Source organism: Collimonas sp. GW821-FHT02H07 (genome assembly GCF_059421505.1).
In genome coordinates this window covers 88769-103429 of sequence record NZ_JBWKVC010000002.1, presented here as the reverse complement: position 1 = coordinate 103429, position 14661 = coordinate 88769, and the positions used below count along the sequence as shown (strand labels likewise).

The window sequence follows — 14661 nt, the reverse complement described above, 5'->3', positions numbered from 1 at the left end:
CCGCAATTCCACCGCCAGCAGCATCGCCGCCGGTCATGATGATCGGGCCTTCCGCGCCAAACGGGCCAGAGATCATCCGTCCATGCGCGTCGCCAGAGAATTTCGTACGCTGAAATGCAAAGGGCGCACAATAGCCATATCGCTTGATCCATTCGCATGGACGGACCAGTGGCCAGTGGCGGCAGGAGGATGTCATGTACAAGAAAATTTTGGTTGCCTATAACGGCACTCCGGAGAGTCAGTCCGCGCTGCACGAATGTATTCGCATCAACCCGCCGCCGTCGACTGAAATCCATTTGCTGGCGGTAGTTCAGCTTTGTCCGTACGGCATGGCGGGAGGCTATGCTCCCGAGATGGCATTCACGACCAACAGTCAGATGATGGAGCAAGAGTTGGAGCGGGGGCGGGCGCTGATGGCCGACGCCGGACTCGATGTGGTGCCTCATTTTCAGATGGGCGAACCGGTCGAGGTCATCGGTGCGCTCGCGGATGCATTGGGGATCGATCTTATTATTGTCGGCCATCCACGCCGTAAAGCGCTTGCAATGCGCTGGTGGCGCGGTTCCATGGATGCATTGCTGATCGAGAGGGTTAAATCCAGCATTCTGGTTGCCGTTCACCCTTGACTGGGTCACAAAGCCGCAGCCGATTGCCCCTCCGCCTCGACAGGCGCAGGCGTAATCGGCTAAGCGTTATCTATTGCCTGGATCAGGAAGCAAAGACCCGTAAATATCCAGTGCTCCAGTTGGTCCACTGGCCGGTTGCTCCGTTCCAGGCGCCGTGTAATGACGATCCATTCCAAATGGAGCACTGCACTGTATGGTCGTTGAACCAGATTGTTACTGGACTGCCGGAATTCTCCGGATTCCACGACCATTGCAAGGGATAGGAGGTTTCCTGATCAGGCGAAAACAACACTGTGACTTGCGTCGGCGACCTGCCCAGTCCATGGGTAAACGCCATGTTGTGATTGGTCTGGTTGTTGGCATCTACCCAGCCTGAGTCATAGCCGGCTGCTGGCGCAAAGGAAGCTTTTTCTTTGGAGACTTTCGAATCGGTGTAGACGACATTAGATTTCATGATTAATCCATCCATGGTTTTAAGTGTGCTTCTGAAAGGGAGGCAATAGCCAACAGATGCAAAAACGATGACAGGCTTAGATACTGAAATCTTTTCCGCTTGCCATGCCCGGCGCATATCCCTCGGATATGAGCGGCCATTAAATCACGTTGCCGTATGAAAATATGCTGTCACTAGTGATAGCTTGAAATCCCTGGAACTGGCTGTTTATGAGCAGAACAGGGGCTGAAAAATGCCGCCAGTCATTAAATATTTCTCTCGATTTAACAAATTTGAAAATGATTGTGAAATCGCTTATTTAACATTGGACAGCGCAGCGTGGTTTCCACGATGATTTTGCTGAGCAGTGTTTTTTAGGGGACTTGAAATGGAAGCGCTCATCAACGATACATATCTCAACAAGAGCATCGAAAAGATTCTGGGATGCGCGACGCTGGCGCTTTACGGCGAGGATATCCGCTTCTCGGTGCTTCTCGCAATCCGCGACGTTCGCGACTATCTGACTAACGTCAAGGCAGGAGATCCGGCGTTCAACCAGCGGGTGTTCCAGAACAGTTTGACCGCACTGGCAAACAGCACGCATCCCAGCATGCCCGACTATAAGAAAACCATCGAGTACGCGGCGACGCTGATGACTGTTGAATTGGGCGAATAACCATCGCTATCGCTATCGGCTGATAAGGAAGCATGTAGTCCTCAAGCATCAAGCCATCACAAAACCTTCGGTCGCAAACCGTTAAATTGATCCGGTGTTATATTTCGACACTCTGTTGTTCAGGCTCAATTTAAAAGGAATACGATCATGGCAAATATCGCTTTTCTCGGCACCGGCTTGCTCGGAAGCGCATTCGCGGAGGCCGCCGCAAAACGAGGCGATTCGGTCGCCGCATGGAATCGCTCCATCGACAAAGCACAAGCCCTTTCCCAGTTCGGCGTGAAGGCGGCAGCAACGCCTGCCGAAGCGGTGCGGAATGCCGCAAGAGTGCATATCGTGCTCAAGGACGACGCGGTGGTGGAGGAAGTAATTGCGGCGATCCGCAGTGAATTATCTCCCGACACAATCCTGATTGATCACACCACGACATTACCCGCGCTCACGGCCGAACGCGCCGCACGCCTGCATGCTGCCGGCGTGAAGTATTTGCACTGCCCAGTCTTCATGGGACCGGCGGCTGCTCGCAATGCGCAAGGCTCGATGATGGTCGCGGGGCCGGAGGCGCTGTTCGAATCGGTCCAGGCGGAGCTCGCCAAAATGACCGGGCGTCTCGCATACATGGGCGAGCGCGCCGACCTTGCTGCGGCCAACAAGCTGTTTGGCAACGCCATGATCATCGGCCTCTCGGCGGTGATGGCCGACGTGCTGACCCTGGCGCAGGCGAGCGACGTCAACGGCGAGGACGCCATCAAGCTGCTCGGGCTGCTGGATTTGAACGGCATGGTGGCGAGCCGGGGCGTGAACATGGCCAAAGGCAATTTCACCCCGAGTTTTGAATTGGCGATGGCGCGCAAGGATGTGCGGCTGATGCTGGAGACCACAGGCAAGCGGCCGATGGCGGCATTGCCCGCGATCGCGGCCAGAATGGACCAGCTCATTTCAGCAGGACATGGCGCTGCAGACGCCAGTGTCGTCGGCATCGACGCGGTGCCGCGGCCTTAGGGCCTGTTAACATTGGATTTGGGAGTGCGAACGCGCGGCAGGCGTTACAGGCCCTAGGCGCTGGCCGCCCTGCAAAGCTGAATCGATCGCGCTCACAGATCGCGCGCCCAGGTCTCGCCAACCAGATCCTTGCCGAAGCTGTGATGGGATTCCTCCGCGATCTTTTCAAAACCCGCTTTCGCGTAGATATCGCGGGCGCCCACCAGGATGCTGTTGGTCCACAGCAGCATCTTCTTGTAACCCGCGAATTTCGCGAACTGCAGGCATTCCTCGACCAGCCGCCGGCCTATCCCCATGCCGCGCGCGCTTGGCTCGACGTATAGCATCCGCAGCTTGGCCGTCGTTTCATCGTGGCGCACGACGAACACAGAGCCGGCTACCTTGCCGTCCTTCTCGGCGATCCAGCAGCGTTCACAAGCAGCGTCGAAATCGCGCATGTACTTGGCGACGATGTCGGCGACCAGCGCTTCGAAATCCGAGTTCCAGCCATAGTCCTGCGCATACAGCACGCCGTGGCGATGCACCACCCAGCCCATGTCGCCCGGCCGCGGATCGCGCAGCAGATAGGAAGCGGTGCGCTGGCCCAGCAGGCCTTCTATCTGCTGCATGGCGTCGACCAGCTGATGCTGTTCCGGCACCGATAATTTCCCTAGCATGGCGGCGACTTCGCGCTGAGACGCATCATTCAACGGCGCGAAAGTGGCGTGCCCGAGCTCGGTCAGGCGCAGCTGCGCAATCCTGCCGTCGGTTTCCGAACGCACGCGCTCGAGCAGACCTTTTTTCTCGAAGCCGGATATCACGCGGCTCAGGTAGCCGGGATTAAGGCTCAGCTCACGCGCCAGATCCGCCGCCGTCAGCGTTGACCGGTGCGCCAGCTCATACAGGATGCGCAGCTCGGTGAGCGAAAATGCGCTATCCAGCAAGTGCTCGTGCAGCACGCCTATCTTGTCGGTATAAAAGCGGTTGAAACGCCGGACCATATTGGCGCGATCGTCCAGTTGTTCAAGAGTCATATGATCTCAATAAGTTGCTTAAGGCTTCAATATAAGTGCTTTAGGCAACCAAATCAAGGCGGCGTGAGATTGTTGCCGGTAATCGGCCGTGTGGTCATTTTGCGGTGCACCAAACTGGTCCTTCCAATGTTGCCGGCCAGTGATGGCTGCAGGCGAATCGAGACCATGCCTCGCCGCCAGAGAAGCGCGACATCCCGCCCTTCATGCCGCTCAATTTGTCGTTTCGGCCGCAGCGTCGTGACTATATCCGCGGTAAATCACATTCACCATTTTGGGTATGGATGCACCAAAGTGGTATTACAAAAAAACTACCAATACAAACTGGTCTTGATCATTTATTCAACGATGGAAATGATGCTGCAATGCAGCGTTGTTTAGTGCCTTGGATAAGGCCGCTTGATTCACATGACGGCTTATATATTTTTATGAAAAGCATATAAAAAAATCATCGCTGATTGTTTTTAATTTAATTAAATATCTTTTTTGCACTGAAGAAAAGCTGCTTTCATATCAGCTATAAGTCCATGTTTTTATAGGGAAAAATGGAAATGTTAGGCGTGCGGAAGTGTCTGTTGAAACGCAAATGCATCCATGCGAAAGAAGTTCAACAAAAAATCCAATAATTTTTATTTTCTCGAAAAATCCATTTTTTCCAGGCCGGCTTTTCAAAAAAAGCGACCAGTCCAGTCGACTAAACAACACACATGTAGTTTGCGAAATAGTGAATGTAAACAACGGTATATATAGTTATACGAATTGTGTTTTTTGATACCAATAATTTATTTATGTAATACCAGTTGAATGCCTATTGACAGCCACTTTTCCGGTCCATAGAGTGTCCCCAGCGCAACGTTTCTAAATGGAATTTTGAAGCTTGGGCGCAAGGCAGGTTGGGGTGATGTGCGGGGCAGAGTACGCACGGCCTCTTCGCCGCCAGGTCTTTGGAGAAGGAACTGGCGGTGAAGTGGAAGCACCCGCGGTGACATGCGGCGTCTTGTTGGGTAGGTCTTGTTGTATTGGCGACTGTATCGAAAAAAGGTTCTCCCTTTGCCGGCTTGAAGCGACGTCAAACCGCATCGTGGAGAAGTAAATGAAAAATGGCCTGCGTCAGATAGGCTGGGCCGCAATCGATGGGGAGAACAGTAAGTGAATAAGAATTTGACACCAATAGCATCTGCCGTTGCACTGCTGGTCATGGCGGCAGCTATGCCGGCGTATGCGCAGCAAGCGGATGATGCAGCTGCAAAAGCTGACAGCAAGGCTACCGACAAGGGCGGCCAGATCGAGCAGGTCACCATCAGCGGCATTCGCGGTTCGCTGCAAAAATCCCTGGCGCAGAAACGCAATGCCGATTCGCACGTGGAAGTCATCACCGCCGAAGACATCGGCAAGATGCCGGACAAGAACGTTGCCGATTCGCTGTCGCGCGTGCCAGGCGTCACCATCGGTAACGCCGGCGCCACCGAAGGCGGCTTCGATGAAGCCGACCGTGTCAGCATGCGCGGCACCAGCCCGAGCCTGACGCAGACGCTGATCAACGGCCACAACGTCGCCTCCGGCGACTGGTTCGTGCTGGACCAGTCTGGCCAGGTCGGCCGCAGCGTCAGCTATACCATGCTGCCTTCCGAACTGGTCGGCTCGGTGGTGGTCCACAAGAGCTCTGAAGCCAGCCTGGTGGAAGGCGGGGTCGCCGGTTCGGTCGACATCATTACCCGCAAGCCGCTGGAGTTCAAAAAGCAATTTACTGCTGAAGCAACCCTCGGCGCCGTGTATGCCGATCTGCCGGGCAAGACCGATCCGCAGATGAGTGCATTGGTGAACTGGAAAAACGACGCGAACACCTTCGGCATCCTGGTGCAGGCATTTTCGGAAGAGCGCCATCTGCAGCGGCAAGGGCAGGAAATCCTCGGCTATACCAAGATCGCTCCGGGCAGCGCCATCGCTACCGCACATCCCGACCTGGCCGGCGTGTATGCGCCTAACCTGATCAACTCGGCCCTGTTCGAGCAGCAGCGCAAGCGCACCGGCGGCTTGATCGATGCCCAGTTCAAGGTCAGCAACGATTTTTCTTTCGACATCAACGGCTTTACTTCAGAAATGAAGGCTGCCAACTATAACCGGAGCTATGAATTCTGGGGTGCGCAGGTCATCAACGCCGGCGCCGGCCAATCGCCGAATCCTGGCTACACGGTGAAAAACAATACGCTGACATCGGCGACTTTTGCGCCGGTAGCGGGCACCAACTACGGCGTCTACGACCAGATTTCACGCCCGGACGAAAGCGCCAGCTCAAATTTCATCGAGCTCGGTACCAAGTGGCGCGCAACCGATTCGCTGAACTTCACCACCAAGCTGGGCACCTCTACCGGCGAAGGCAAGACGCCTACTCAGAACGTCGCTGAATGGAATGTCGGCGTTGGCGCCGGCGCCGGTTACCAGTTGAACGGCATCGGTACCGCCGCCAACTGGAACCTGGGCGCTACCAACAACGCCAGCCCTAACACCGGCACTACAGCGTTCGGCTGGATCTTCGGCGACCAGAACATCGACGTCAAGGACAAGGAAAACTGGGCTCAGGTCGATGGCGAATATTCCGCAGGCCTGGGAGCGTTGAGGACCGTTCAGTTCGGCTTGCGTTATAACGACCACAAGCGCAGTTCCGATGGCGTGATTGGTCAGGGTCCGTCGGCTGGCGCCAGCAATCCAGCCAATTTCCCGCAGGGCTTCCAAAATTTCCCTTCCAATTTCGGCAGCGGCCTGGGTAGTGGCTTCCCGACCAATGTCTGGTATTACACGCCGGGCCAGCTGGCAGCGTACAACGCCTTCACCAATCGCGATCCGGTCACGCGTGAAGACTGGAATTCCGAGTTTTCGGTCAAGGAAAAAAATACGGCCGGTTACCTGCAAGGCAATCTCGAAGGCGATCACTGGAGCGGCAATATCGGCTTGCGTCTGGTGCAGACTAAAGAGAGCGTCATCTCCAACGTCGCCGCGCCAGCCAGCGCGCCAGGTGCGGTCACGACCTCCGCTTTCGGTCCGTTCGTCAAGCAGCACGACGACAATACCTACAATGACGTGTTGCCGAGCATGAACCTGAAGTTCGACCTGAGCAAGGATGTGGTCGCCCGTTTTGCCGCATCCAAGACCATGACCCGTCCGGACTATTCTGCACTGGCCGGCCAGGTAACGTTGACGCCGCCGGCGCAATTCGGCTCCATCGGTTCCGGCAGCGGCGGCAATCCAGACCTGAAGCCTATTACTTCGAACAACTTCGATGCTTCGGTGGAGTGGTACTTTGCTCCGCGCTCGCTGGTGTCGGCAAGTATCTTCAACATGAACCTGACCAGCTATGTCGGCTTGGGCAGCGTCACCAGAAGCTATGTCACCAGCACGCCTGACCATCCTGCCAATTACATGGCGGATTATGTGCTGACGGTGCCAACCAATACCAGCGGCACGGTCAACGGTATTGAGCTCGCCTATGAAATGCCGCTGGGGAAAAACTTCGGTTTTGCCACCAACGCCACTTTCATCAACGCCTATGACGCCAGCAACGGCCCTCTGGTCGGCGCTTCGAAACGTACCGCCAACCTGACGGCTTACTTCGAAGATGAACGCTTCAATGCGCGCATCTCGTATAACTACCGCAGCGCCTTCTACAGCGGCCTGGATCGCAGCACAGCGTTCTATCAAGCCGGCGTCGGCACCCTGGCCATGTCTCTCGGCTACAAGTACAGCGAACAGCTGGCCTTCACGCTGGATGCGCAGAACCTGAACAACCCGACCCTCAAGTACTACGCGCTGAGCGAAGACCAGCCACGCGCGTTCTACAAGAACGGCCGCCAGTTCTACCTGAATGCCCATCTGAAGTTCTAGTAGCAAACTGCCGGCATGCCGTCGCAACACGCGGCCTGCCGGCAGCAACTGAAGTTGTGTGCGGTTGAAGTAAGAGTTGACGTTGATTTTGCCGGGAGAGCGCTGATGACCGGATTTTTTTGCAGCTTGGCTTTGATGAAAGCGCTCTCCGGTCTTTTTACCGTTCAGGTCAGATACGGTTCGATGTAATTATCAGCAAACCAGTACAAGTTCAGGACGCCGACAGACGACATGCCGCGCCGATGTCGTTGTCAATACCGAGATTGCCCGCAGTCAGGCAAACAAACAGGAGTCGTTGTATGGATTTCGCGCAGGATGGGAAAAATCCCTCCAAGAATGTAGTCGGCATCAGTGTCGTTGTTGTTCTGCATGTTCTTCTGATTTATGGACTTCTCACAGGATTGGCGCGCAAGGTTGTGGAAGTGATCCAGCAACCGGTCGAAACCAAGATCATCGAAGAGATCAAGCCGCCGCCCCCGCCGCCACCGGACAAGCCAGTGCCGCCGCCGCCAAAATCGGTCGCGCCGCCGCCGCCATTCGTTCCTCCACCCGAGGTCAAGGTCACGCCGCCACCCACAGACAATGTGATTGCCGCGGTCACCAATGTCAAACCGCCGAGCAACGATTTGCCGACATCCGTGGCGCAGCCGGCCACTAACGGCGAGGCCGGCCCGGCGCACACCAGCGCCAGGATTGCAGGAAATTGCGAGAAGCCGGAATACCCGCGGACTTCCTTGCGCAACGAGGAAGAGGGCATGGTCACGGTCAAGCTGACGATCGGCGCCGACGGCAATGTGCTCGATTCCGCGGTTGAAAAGAGCAGCGGTTTCAAGGATCTGGACCGGGCCACGGTGAAAGCCTGGAGCCTGTGCCATTTCACCCCGGCCATGGCCGACGGCAAGCCCGTGCAGTCTTCGACAAAAATGCAGTATGTCTGGAAGCTTGAGTAGGCTCGGCATCGAACGGCGCAAGCCTTACACCACGTCGCGATTGCGGCAATCTACTTTCTAAAATTTGGAGCAACAGCATGTCTATCACACGTAATCGCTTATCCGCCCTGGTCACAGCCCTGATGATTTCAGCCGCGGCGCTGTCGGCGCCGCTGGCCGTTGCGCAAACCGCGGCTTCGGCCCCGGCTGCATCCGCGGCAGCCGTTGCTGCACCTGCTCCGGCTGCTACTGCCGCAGCGTCGCTGGCCGACGCTCCAACCCCGCCGCCGGCTCCGGCAGCCAAGGAAACCGTCGACAATCCCTACGGCCTGGACGCCCTGTGGAAAGGCGGCGACTTCGTTGCCCGCGGCACCCTGATCATCCTGGTGCTGATGTCGATGGGCAGCTGGTACATCATCATCACCAAGCTGATCGAACAAGTGAAGCTGATGGGCCAGGCGACAAACGCCAAGAAGACCTTCTGGAAAGCCGCAACGGTTGAAGCTGGCATCGCCGGCCTCAAGCCAAACAGCGCTTACCGCTTCATCGCACAAAACGGCAGCACATCGACTTTGCACCACGACGGCGCCTTGCTGGAACAGATCGACCTGAACACCTGGGTGACGATGTCGATCCAGCGTTCGGTGGAAAAAGTCCAGAGCCGCCTGCAAGACGGCCTGGCTTTCCTGGCAACCGTCGGTTCGACCGCACCGTTCGTCGGTCTGTTCGGCACCGTCTGGGGTATTTACCACGCGCTGACGGCAATCGGCATCGCCGGCCAGGCGTCGATCGACAAGGTTGCCGGTCCGGTCGGTGAAGCGCTGATCATGACTGCAATCGGTCTGGCAGTGGCTGTGCCTGCGGTGCTGGGCTACAACTGGCTGGTTCGCCGCAACAAGAGCGCCATGGAAGAAATCCGTTCGTTCAGCGCCGACCTGCACTCGGTCCTGCTGAGCGGCGTGATGTCTTCGAGCTCGGCTAGCCAGGTTGCTCACATCAACAAAAAGGTTGGCTAATCATGGCGATGTCACTCGGCTCTCCCGATGGGGATGAAGACGAAGTGATCGGCACGATCAACACGACGCCGCTGGTCGACGTCATGCTGGTCTTGCTGATCATCTTCCTGATCACGATCCCGGTGGTGACACATACGATTCCAGTGAAGCTGCCGAACGAATTCGACGAACCTTATAAAACCAAGCCGGAAAACATCAACCTGGCGGTGAATAAGCAAGGCGACATGTTCTGGAACGAGCAACTGGTGCCGAATACCGCGACTTTGCTGTCGAAGCTGAAGGAAGTGGCGGTAGAAGTGCCACAGCCGGAACTGCATATCCGCGGCGATCAGCAAACCAAGTATGAATACATCGGCAAGGTGATCCTGACTGCGCAGCGGGCAGGGATCGCCAAGATCGGGTTCATTACCGAACCGCCGGCACGCAACTGATCCCTTTGTCAGGGACGTAGGGTGGGCAGGCCGTTTTGCCCACGCGTTATGCGCAGGACATGCGTGCAGCAACGCGTGGGCACAGGTGCCCACCCTACAATCTTAGGAGTATTGCAATGGGTATGAATGTAGGTTCTTCCGGCGGCAACGCCAATGATCCGGAACCGATGATGGAAATGAACATGACGCCGCTGATTGACGTCATGCTGGTGCTGATCATCATGCTGATCATCACGATCCCGATCCAGAATCATGCGATCAAGCTGAACATGCCGACCGGTAATCCGCCGCCGCCGCTGGCTCTGCCAGTGGTCGACACGGTGGATATCGATCCGAGCGGCACGGTGATGTGGAACGGTACGCCGATGGCCAACCGTGCAGAGCTGGAAGACCGTCTGAAAACGGTGGTCGCCGGCGGCAATATCGATGAAGTGCATCTGCGTCCGAACAAGCTGGTGGAGTACAAGTCGGTCGCTGCCGTGATGGCATCGGCGCAGCGGCTGGGCGTCACCAAGATCGGCATCGTCGGCAACGAGCAGTTCATGGAATAGAAATAGTATTTTTTTAATCAGAAAACACAGCCTTCAAGTGGTATTTTGGTCTAATTTTTAATACCACTTAAAGGCCGGTTGACAGCCGCTTTCTGTCCTCATAAAGTGAATCCAGTTTGTTTCCGCGAATAAGAACAATGCTAGTGGACTGTTACAGCCCACTGGCGGCAGATGAAAGCGATGGATGCAACAACATGATTGAATACCTGATAGGCGTCGATGGCGGTGGCACCGGCACCCGCGTGCGCCTGGCGCGCAACGATGGCGGCCGTGCCGAGAGCGTGCTGCTGGCAACTGGCAGCGGCGGCCCCTCCGGACTGATGCACGGCGTCGAAGCCGCCTGGTCGGCGGTGCTGGAGGCGCTGCAGGGCGCATTCTCAACCGCGGGTCTGGTGCGGCCGGCGCTCGACAGAATGGCCATCGGACTCGGCCTGGCCGGCGTCAACAACAAGCAATGGGCAGCCGAATTTTCCGCCAGCAATCCAGGCTTCCGCGACACCGTGATCGAAACCGATGCCTTCACTACATTGGTGGGCGCGCATCAGGGCCGGCCAGGCGTGATCATCGCCATCGGCACCGGCAGCGTCGGCGAAGTGCTGACTGCCGAGGGCAAGCGGCGCGAAGTCGGCGGCTGGGGCTTTCCCGCCAGCGACGAAGCCGGCGGCGCCTGGCTCGGCATGCGCGCCATTACCCACGCCCAGCATGTGCTGGACGGCCGCGCTGCCGGCAGCGATTTTGCCAGCGCGCTGATCCACTTTTGCGACCGCGGCAACCAGGCTCGCGGCGCCCGCTTCGACAGCCATCGCGACAGCATGTTCGCCTGGCTGGCAGGCGCCAGCCAGACCAGTTATGCGCAGCTGGCGCCGCTGGTGATCCAGCATGCCGCCGGCGACGCCGCTGCACGCCGGCTGATGCTGGCGGCCGGCCAGGAAGTGGCGCGCATCGCTGCCGCCCTGGATCCGGATGGACAACTGCCGATTGCACTGTGCGGCGGTCTCGCCGCGCATTTACAGCCATACCTGCCGGAGCCGCTGCTGGCGCTGGTAGTCAAGCCGCATGCAGATGCCGCAGCGGGCGCCTTACGCTTGATCGACCAAAGATTAAAAGGGAAGCAAACATGCTAGCTCAGATAGAAAAACTCAAGCCGGACGGCGCCAGCGACACGCCTTTGTACCTGCAACTGGTCAACCGGCTGTCGGAGCAGATCAACGGCGGCGTCTGGCAGCCGGATGAAGCGCTGCCTTCCGAACGGATCCTGGCGGAATCGCTGGAAATCTCGCGGGTGACGGCGCGCAAAGCCATCGATGTCTTGTGCGAGCGCGGCATGCTGATCCGCAAGCGCGGTTCCGGCACCTACATCACGCCCAAGCTGGAACAGCCTTTGTCGCGCCTCACCAATTTCAGCGAAGAACTGCGGCAGCGCGGCTTCCGTCCGGGTTCGCAATGGCTGTTGCGCGAGACCGGCATCGCCGTCGCCGAGGAAATCCTGGCGCTGGGCTTGTCGCCGAATACCGTGGTGTCGCGCCTGAAGCGCCTGCGTACCGCCGACGACGTGGTGATGGCGATCGAAACCACCACCATTCCCGCCTTGTACCTGCCGGATCCGAAAGCCGTCACCGATTCGCTGTATGTGCACCTGGAGACGCTCGGCGTGGCGCCGGTGCGCGCCTTGCAGCATATCCGCGCCATCAACGCCAGCGCCGATCAGGCCAAGCTGGCCGACATCAAGACCGGCGCCGCCATGCTGCATATCACCCGCGTCGGCTATCTGGAAAACGGCGCGGCGATCGAGCTGTCGCATTCCTATTGCCGGAGCGATTACTACGACTTCGTTGCGGAGTTGCGGCGATGACCGATGGCCGCCACCCAGGCGGCGCATCGAGCCACGGCAATGATCTGCCCAGCGTGACGCTGAGGGGCAATATCCTGACGCCGCAAGGCTGGGTCAGCGGCAGCCTGCATTTCGACGGCTGCATCACGGCGATCGACGGCATGCCGGTCGATCCTGCCGACAACCTCGATCCCTACATCCTGCCCGGCTTCATCGATCTACATGTGCACGGCGGCGGCGGCAAGGACATCATGGACGGCGGCGACGCCGTCGATGTCATCGCCGCCATCCACGCGCGGCATGGCACCACCAGCATGCTGGCCACCACCATGACGTCGCCGCTCAGCGACCTCGAAAACGCGCTGGAAGCCTGCGGCCACGCCTGCCGCACGCGCCGTCCCGGTACTGCGCGGGTGCTGGGCGTGCATCTGGAAGGGCCGTACATCAACCCGGGCAAGCTCGGCGCCCAGCCCGACTTTGCACAGCCGGCAACCCTGCAGGAAGTGACGCGGCTGAGCGCGCTGGCGCCGGTCAAGCTGATTACAGTGGCGCCGGAAATCGCCGGCCACCTGGAGGTGGTGCGGATGCTGAGCGATTCCGGCATGCGGGTGCAGATCGGCCATACCCTGGGCAGCTATGAAGACGGCGTCCAGGCCCTGGCGCACGGCGCTTCCGGCTTCACGCATCTGTTCAACGCCATGACCGCCTTCCAGGCGCGCGCGCCTGGCATGGTCGGCGCCGCGCTGGCGCATGCGCGCTACTCGGAACTGATTCCCGACCTGCTGCACGTGCATCCAGGCGCGATCAAGGCTGCCTTGCGGGCGATTCCGCGCCTGTACTGCGTAACCGATTCGACCGCCGCCACCGGCATGCCGGACGGCGACTACATGCTGGGGCGCCAGCAGGTGCATAAATGCATGGGCGGCGTCAGGCTGGCCGACGGCACCCTGGCCGGCAGCACGCTGACCATGGACCAGGCGCTGCGCAACCTGGTCGGCCTCGGTCTCGACCTGGCCGATGCCTCGCGCCGGGTCTCGACCTATGCCGCCGACCATCTCGGCTTGCCGGAACGCGGCCGCCTGGCAAGCGGTTGTCATGCCGATCTGGTGGTACTGGACCGGAAACTCAATTTAACCAAGGTATATGTAGAGGGAGAGCAGATTGGTCTCACAGATGTTTAGTTCACTGATGTTGCAGGAAGCGTGTTCGGCCGCCGACCACGTGGCTTTACAGCTGGCGCGCGACGGCGACAGCTACGCCGCGCTGGCCGCCCGCCTGCGCCAGGCGCAGCCGGCCAGCGTGCTGACGGTGGCGCGCGGCAGTTCCGACCACGCCGCCAATTACTGCGCCTACCTGATCATGGCGCGCCTGGGCCGCATCGTCGCCTCGCTGCCGATGTCGCTGGTGACGCTGTACAAATCGCCGCTGCTGACGCGCGATGCGCTGGCGATCGCGGTGTCGCAATCCGGCCAGAGTCCGGACGTGATCGAACCGATCCGCTATTTCCGCGAAGGCGGCGCCACCACGGTGGCACTGGTGAACGATGCAGCATCGCCGCTGGCCGCTAGCGCCGAATGGACGCTGCCATTGCACGCCGGTCCGGAGCTGAGCGTAGCGGCGACCAAGAGTTTCATCGCCAGCCTGGTGGCGGCAGCGCGCCTGGTGGGACACTGGCAGGGCGATGCCGAATTCCTGGCGCAGATCGAAGCCTTGCCGGAAGCCTTGCAAAAGGCGACAGAAGTCGACTGGTCGCCGGCGATCGAGGTGCTGGCGCCGGCTTCCAGGATCATGGTGGTCGGCCGCGGCGCCAGTTTCCCGGTGGCGCTGGAAGCGGCGCTGAAGTTCAAGGAAACCTCGGTGCTGCAAGCCGAAGCATTCAGCGGCGCCGAGATCAAGCATGGCCCGATGGCCTTGATCGACGAAGGCTACCCTTTGCTGATTTTCGCCACGCGCGGACCGACCCAGGCCAGCCTGCTCAAGCTGGCGGAAGAAATGCGCGGCCGCGGCGCGCGCGTACTGCTGGCGGCGCCGGCCGATATCAATGAGCGCGACCTGACCTTGCCGCTGGGGCCGACACCCGACCTGGATCCGATCACCGCCATCCAAGCCTTCTATGTGATGGCAGCCAATCTGTCGATCGCGCGCGGTCTTGATCCGGACCGCCCGCGCCATCTGAGCAAGGTCACCAAGACTTCGTAGGGTGGGCAAGCGAGCTTGCCCACGCGTGACGACAGAGGTACACAGATCACGCGTGGGCACAAAGGCGTGCCCACCCTA

15 protein-coding genes are annotated in these 14661 nt (G+C 58.9%); 13 read left to right on the top strand and 2 right to left on the bottom strand.

Annotated elements, in window-relative coordinates:
* The first annotated feature begins 194 nt into the window (after nucleotides 1-194).
* Nucleotides 195-626: a universal stress protein gene (locus tag AC07V8_RS03645; RefSeq protein WP_211474901.1), complete on the top strand. Its 432-nt coding sequence runs from the start codon at nucleotides 195-197 to the stop codon at nucleotides 624-626.
* Between the two features lie 82 nt (nucleotides 627-708).
* Here the strand turns inward: AC07V8_RS03645 and AC07V8_RS03640 are convergent, their stop codons facing one another.
* Complete coding sequence (locus AC07V8_RS03640; protein ID WP_494677317.1) at nucleotides 709-1080, bottom strand: hypothetical protein; 372 nt, start codon at nucleotides 1078-1080, stop codon at nucleotides 709-711.
* 367 nt (nucleotides 1081-1447) lie between these two features.
* Here AC07V8_RS03640 and AC07V8_RS03635 point away from each other — a divergent pair, with 367 nt between their 5' ends.
* Both AC07V8_RS03635 and AC07V8_RS03630 read left to right on the top strand, forming a co-directional pair.
* Nucleotides 1448-1735 (top strand): hypothetical protein, encoded by a 288-nt coding sequence (locus tag AC07V8_RS03635; protein WP_494677316.1) that lies wholly within the window; start codon nucleotides 1448-1450, stop codon nucleotides 1733-1735.
* A gap of 147 nt (nucleotides 1736-1882) precedes the next feature.
* The gene (locus AC07V8_RS03630; protein ID WP_494677315.1) at nucleotides 1883-2737 is read left to right on the top strand and encodes an NAD(P)-dependent oxidoreductase; all 855 of its coding nucleotides are present in this window, start codon (nucleotides 1883-1885) and stop codon (nucleotides 2735-2737) included.
* Between the two features lie 92 nt (nucleotides 2738-2829).
* On the opposite strand, the gene AC07V8_RS03625 is transcribed toward AC07V8_RS03630, so the two are convergent.
* Nucleotides 2830-3750 (bottom strand): bifunctional helix-turn-helix transcriptional regulator/GNAT family N-acetyltransferase, encoded by a 921-nt coding sequence (locus AC07V8_RS03625; protein WP_494677314.1) that lies wholly within the window; start codon nucleotides 3748-3750, stop codon nucleotides 2830-2832.
* A 1146-nt stretch (nucleotides 3751-4896) separates the two neighbouring features.
* Here AC07V8_RS03625 and AC07V8_RS03620 point away from each other — a divergent pair.
* The 10 genes from AC07V8_RS03620 to AC07V8_RS03575 all read left to right on the top strand — a co-directional run bounded on the left by AC07V8_RS03620 (nucleotide 4897) and on the right by AC07V8_RS03575 (nucleotide 14583).
* Nucleotides 4897-7626, top strand: coding sequence for a TonB-dependent receptor (locus AC07V8_RS03620; RefSeq protein WP_494677313.1), 2730 nt, complete (start codon nucleotides 4897-4899; stop codon nucleotides 7624-7626).
* A 15-nt stretch (nucleotides 7627-7641) separates the two neighbouring features.
* On the top strand, nucleotides 7642-7815 hold the full coding sequence (locus tag AC07V8_RS03615; protein WP_494677312.1) for a hypothetical protein: 174 nt from the start codon (nucleotides 7642-7644) through the stop codon (nucleotides 7813-7815).
* 110 nt (nucleotides 7816-7925) lie between these two features.
* Nucleotides 7926-8576, top strand: a complete 651-nt coding sequence (locus tag AC07V8_RS03610) for an energy transducer TonB (RefSeq protein WP_494677311.1) — start codon at nucleotides 7926-7928, stop codon at nucleotides 8574-8576.
* Nucleotides 8577-8659: 83 nt separating this feature from the next.
* Nucleotides 8660-9571, top strand: coding sequence for a MotA/TolQ/ExbB proton channel family protein (locus AC07V8_RS03605; protein WP_494677756.1), 912 nt, complete (start codon nucleotides 8660-8662; stop codon nucleotides 9569-9571).
* 2 nt (nucleotides 9572-9573) lie between these two features.
* Nucleotides 9574-10002 (top strand): ExbD/TolR family protein, encoded by a 429-nt coding sequence (locus AC07V8_RS03600; RefSeq protein ID WP_098495917.1) that lies wholly within the window; start codon nucleotides 9574-9576, stop codon nucleotides 10000-10002.
* 116 nt (nucleotides 10003-10118) lie between these two features.
* A complete protein-coding gene (locus AC07V8_RS03595) occupies nucleotides 10119-10553 on the top strand; it encodes an ExbD/TolR family protein (protein ID WP_098495918.1) in 435 nt (144 codons plus the stop codon).
* Between the two features lie 194 nt (nucleotides 10554-10747).
* Nucleotides 10748-11677 (top strand): glucosamine kinase nucleotide-binding domain-containing protein, encoded by a 930-nt coding sequence (locus AC07V8_RS03590; protein ID WP_494677310.1) that lies wholly within the window; start codon nucleotides 10748-10750, stop codon nucleotides 11675-11677.
* Nucleotides 11671-12405, top strand: a complete 735-nt coding sequence (locus tag AC07V8_RS03585; RefSeq protein ID WP_061938885.1) for a GntR family transcriptional regulator — start codon at nucleotides 11671-11673, stop codon at nucleotides 12403-12405. Before AC07V8_RS03590 ends, AC07V8_RS03585 begins: the two co-directional genes overlap by 7 nt.
* Nucleotides 12402-13565 (top strand): N-acetylglucosamine-6-phosphate deacetylase, encoded by a 1164-nt coding sequence (nagA, locus tag AC07V8_RS03580; RefSeq protein ID WP_494677309.1) that lies wholly within the window; start codon nucleotides 12402-12404, stop codon nucleotides 13563-13565. The genes AC07V8_RS03585 and nagA overlap by 4 nt, the downstream gene beginning before the upstream one ends.
* Nucleotides 13558-14583: an SIS domain-containing protein gene (locus AC07V8_RS03575; RefSeq protein WP_494677308.1), complete on the top strand. Its 1026-nt coding sequence runs from the start codon at nucleotides 13558-13560 to the stop codon at nucleotides 14581-14583. Before nagA ends, AC07V8_RS03575 begins: the two co-directional genes overlap by 8 nt.
* Nucleotides 14584-14661: the final 78 nt, after the last annotated feature.